4 protein-coding genes are annotated in these 3,798 nt (G+C 40.4%); 1 reads left to right on the top strand and 3 read right to left on the bottom strand.

Features of this window, described 5'->3' with window-relative positions; translation table 11 throughout:
- On the bottom strand, positions 1-127 hold a 127-nt coding region (locus tag B2727_RS15275; protein WP_291349578.1), incomplete at its 3' end, for a CoA-transferase.
- 249 nt (positions 128-376) lie between these two features.
- Here B2727_RS15275 and pcaU point away from each other — a divergent pair.
- A complete protein-coding gene (gene pcaU / locus B2727_RS15270; RefSeq protein ID WP_005204608.1) occupies positions 377-1,201 on the top strand; it encodes an IclR family transcriptional regulator PcaU in 825 nt (274 codons plus the stop codon).
- Between the two features lie 182 nt (positions 1,202-1,383).
- Here pcaU and tpgA read toward each other — a convergent pair whose 3' ends face one another.
- Both tpgA and B2727_RS15260 read right to left on the bottom strand, forming a co-directional pair.
- Complete coding sequence (gene tpgA / locus B2727_RS15265) at positions 1,384-2,184, bottom strand: trimeric autotransporter adhesin/peptidogylcan-associated protein TpgA (protein ID WP_241345614.1); 801 nt, start codon at positions 2,182-2,184, stop codon at positions 1,384-1,386.
- A gap of 63 nt (positions 2,185-2,247) precedes the next feature.
- Positions 2,248-3,798 (bottom strand): YadA-like family protein (locus B2727_RS15260; protein WP_291349574.1); only part of this gene is annotated, 1,551 nt, incomplete at its 5' end.

Raw genomic sequence — 3,798 nt, 5'->3', positions numbered from 1 at the left:
GTTCGATCAATCCATCAATCAATTCAGCGGGTTGTCCTGCGGTGCCGAAACCACCAATCATGATGGTTGCGCCATCCTTGATCTGTGACAGTGCCTCAGTCAATGTGAGCGTACTTTTATCAATCATCTACCTACTTCCTGTACGATGCATCACTCGTATTTTCATCCTGAAAACCGATGAAATTAAGTCGAGTGCTTTGTTCGGATTTCTTCTATTCATTCTTGATAAATTCTGCGCTCACTTCTAGACGTTGAAGTGCATTTTGTTCGATGATTATTTTTTATGTTCGATCATCGAACATTATCCAAGTAAAATAGTCATCTTTCGCTTAGAATGTTTTTATAAAGAACCCGTTTTAGCAAGGATGTCTAAATTATGGAAAATGATCAGGAAAAGAATCCGCGTTTGATTCATCATAACGAAAATAAAAAGACCATTCGGCATGAAGACTTTATTGCAGGAATCGCGAAAGGCTTGGCAATTTTAGAATGCTTCGGTCCCGAACGGCATCGCTTGAATATGAGTACCGCCGCTGAAAAAACAGGCATGACCCGCGCGGCTGCACGACGCCATTTACTCACTTTAGAATACTTAGGCTATTTAGATTTTGATGGACATTATTATTATTTATCACCCAAGATTCTAAAATTTTCAGGGGCTTATCTCGATGGTTCCACACTTCCAAAAATATGTCAGCCCTTATTAAATCTTTTAACCAATCAAACCTCGTTGATTTATTCGGTGATGGTCTTAGATGGTTATGAAGCAATTACCATTGCCCGTAGTGCAGCTCACCAACAAACCGATCGGGTCAATCCTTATGGCTTACATTTAGGCAATCGGCTCCCTGCCCATGCGACTTCTGCTGGCAAAATTCTGCTGGCACATTTAACACCTGAACAACAAAAACGATGGTTAGAAAAATACCCGTTAAAACGTCTAACCAAATATACCCATACCGAAACTGATCAATTTTTAGAATTACTGCATGAAATCAAAGAACAAGACTGGTGCTATTCCTGTGAAGAACATGAATTGGGGGTGCATGCTGTGGCTGTACCTATATATGATTCCAATGCAGCAGTTGTTGCTGCCTTAAATATCGTGTCTCCAACCATGCGTACCACCAAAGATTATTTAATTGCCCATATTTTACCTTTACTACAAGAAACGGCTCGCGATTTACGCCAAATCATTTAATCAGATAAAAAAAAGCCACATCTGGAAATGTGGCGAAAGGTGTATTGCTGCTACGGCTTATGTCCGTATCTTTAAATTAACCACCCTTGCTTAAATGAACATTAAAGTTTTTAACGATCATTATGTTTTGTGTCTCTGTGTGTAAACAGAAATCAAGAAAATTGCTTTAACCAAACCCATAATTACCAACTCACATTGACACGTCGATTGGGTGCAAGACAACCGATCAATTGTTGATTATGCTGATCGCCTGTACATTGCTGATATACATCAGTTTTACTATTGGCCTGTATTTGAATACGATTTCCATCAATACCATGAGCAACCAATAACTTCGCAACTGTATTGGCCCGCTGCGAAGACAAACGATAGTTGTAGGCGAACTTACCCAAAGGATCGGTAAAACCTGCGACAATAATCGGAGTATTTGAACTTTCTGCTTTTATTCTTTGAGCAATATCCGCAATCGAGGTCGTACCCGTCTCAATCGCGGTTTCATCAAAGCGATCAAAAGCAAAGAAGATACTGGCTGCCTTCGTTGCAGCTACAGGAGCAACGACAGGTTTCTCAGGTAATTGATTATTCTCCCCCCATGCAATCAAACCCTCACATGCTTCTCCTTTCCACGAGAGTCTTTCGGCAATATAGTGTTTATCAAAATCAACTCTTAGCTGACAACGTTGATATTTTTGTGTTTTGGGGATACGGATATCAAGTACATAATTCCATGTTTTAACAGAAAAAATCCCTTCACTAAATTGTGGATTTCCCAATAGATGACGAATTTGATCTTTGGTTAAACCCGTATCTAAACGTGCAACGCTGTCATATTCATAACGTTTCACTTGCTTTAGATAGCTTTTATCGACATTGGGAAAAGTGACTTCCTCCTGCTGAACCTGTTTCATATCATCGGCTTGTGCGTAGATTGAAGAAAACCCTATCGCCAACACGCTGATCATCAATAATGTATTTTTTCTCATTTCTTGCTCCAAATTCTTATAAATTTATGTTGGGAGAGTCTAGCTCTCCCTTTGTTCATTATTTTAATCAAGCACGGTGCTCACGCCGACACGCACCAACGCCCCACCTTGACTACCAAGTGCAGCACCACTGGTGAGTGACCAACGACCATTATCTGCTGTTTTTCTGAGAGTCACCCCTACAGCATTCTGATTATTATAATAACCAGCACCAACGGCTAAGGTGACTTTACCAGCTACATATGGGGCTTGTTCTAATGCTGCATTTGCAGCGATACCCGCAGACATTTTTTCTTCTAAATTGTCAATGCGCCCATTGGTTTCATAAAAGACTTGCTCGATTCGATCACCCAAGTTATTAATTTGATTGCCCATATTAATATTGGCTTGATTCAATGCACCCAGCGCATCTCCTACATTGTTATAGGATCCATTATTTACATTGTAGGTTGGCTCAGTAAATTTGCCATTTTCATACTTCGCACCGCCACCAAGTGACTTGGTAATGTATTGGTTCGATGTATTCAATTGTGAACCATTCACCGCCTCTTTCGACGTGCTATTGACTGCTCCATCTGCAACATTGCTAATAACTTTGTTGCCAGCATTAATACCTGCTTTAGTAATCTGAACATCACCAACTGTTACATTATCCGCAGTTACTTTTTGCGAAGTAACGGTTTTAAAAGTGACATCATCAGTCGTTGCAACTTTGAACTCTTTACCACCGGAACTATTTACAGTTTCTGTTACCGTCATATTTTGACCTGCAACTACAGTAGAATGCTGTCCCGCTTTTTGGTTAATTGAGCTAATGGCATCATTGATGTTGGTCGCACCTGTTCCACCAATATTGGTAATGGTATTTCCATCGCCGCCAACAAATGCACCATCTCCCAACATGTCATGCAATTGACTACCATTCACAGCATCTTTACTGTTCTTAGCGATGCTACCCTCTGCAACGTTGGTAATTTTTTTATTACCAGCATCAATTCCACTTTGGGTGACACTCGGCCCATCTTTAATGGTAAGACCGTTGTTATTGAGCGTGGTATTTCCTGCTTGAACACTATCCACCTTAATGTCTTTAGCCAAATCAACTGTGACATTATTGCCGCTATTATTGACCTTAATATTTCCATCTTTATTTGCAAAATCAACCGTATCTGTTGGTTTTACTTGGCTTGAATTTTGCCCATTGGTGGTTAAATTCCAACCTTTGCTCACCGTTTGCACAGTATTATTCACTGATTTAATCGCATCATGGATGGTACTTTCACCAGTGTTCCCGATATTGTTATTGATAAATGTGCCTGTGTTTGGATCATAAGTGGTTGTGCCACCAATGATGTTTTTCACGCCATCTCCAACTGCAAATAATTGACTGCCATTCACGGCATCAGTCGACGTCGCATTTACATCACCTTTGGCGACATTGGTGATCTTTTGATTGCCTGCACTGATTCCATTCTTGCTAATACTTGGGCTATTTGCGATTGCATTGCCACTACCATCCACAAAGCTAAGACCATTACTATTGATCAATGTTCCTGCTGCGTTGACACTATTCACTGCCAAGTCTTTGGAGAGTTCAATCGCAAGCTTGCCTTG

The organism is Acinetobacter sp. UBA991 (genome assembly GCF_002292065.1).
Lineage (GTDB): Bacteria > Pseudomonadota > Gammaproteobacteria > Pseudomonadales > Moraxellaceae > Acinetobacter > Acinetobacter higginsii.
This window is presented reverse-complemented; position numbering and strand designations above follow the sequence as displayed.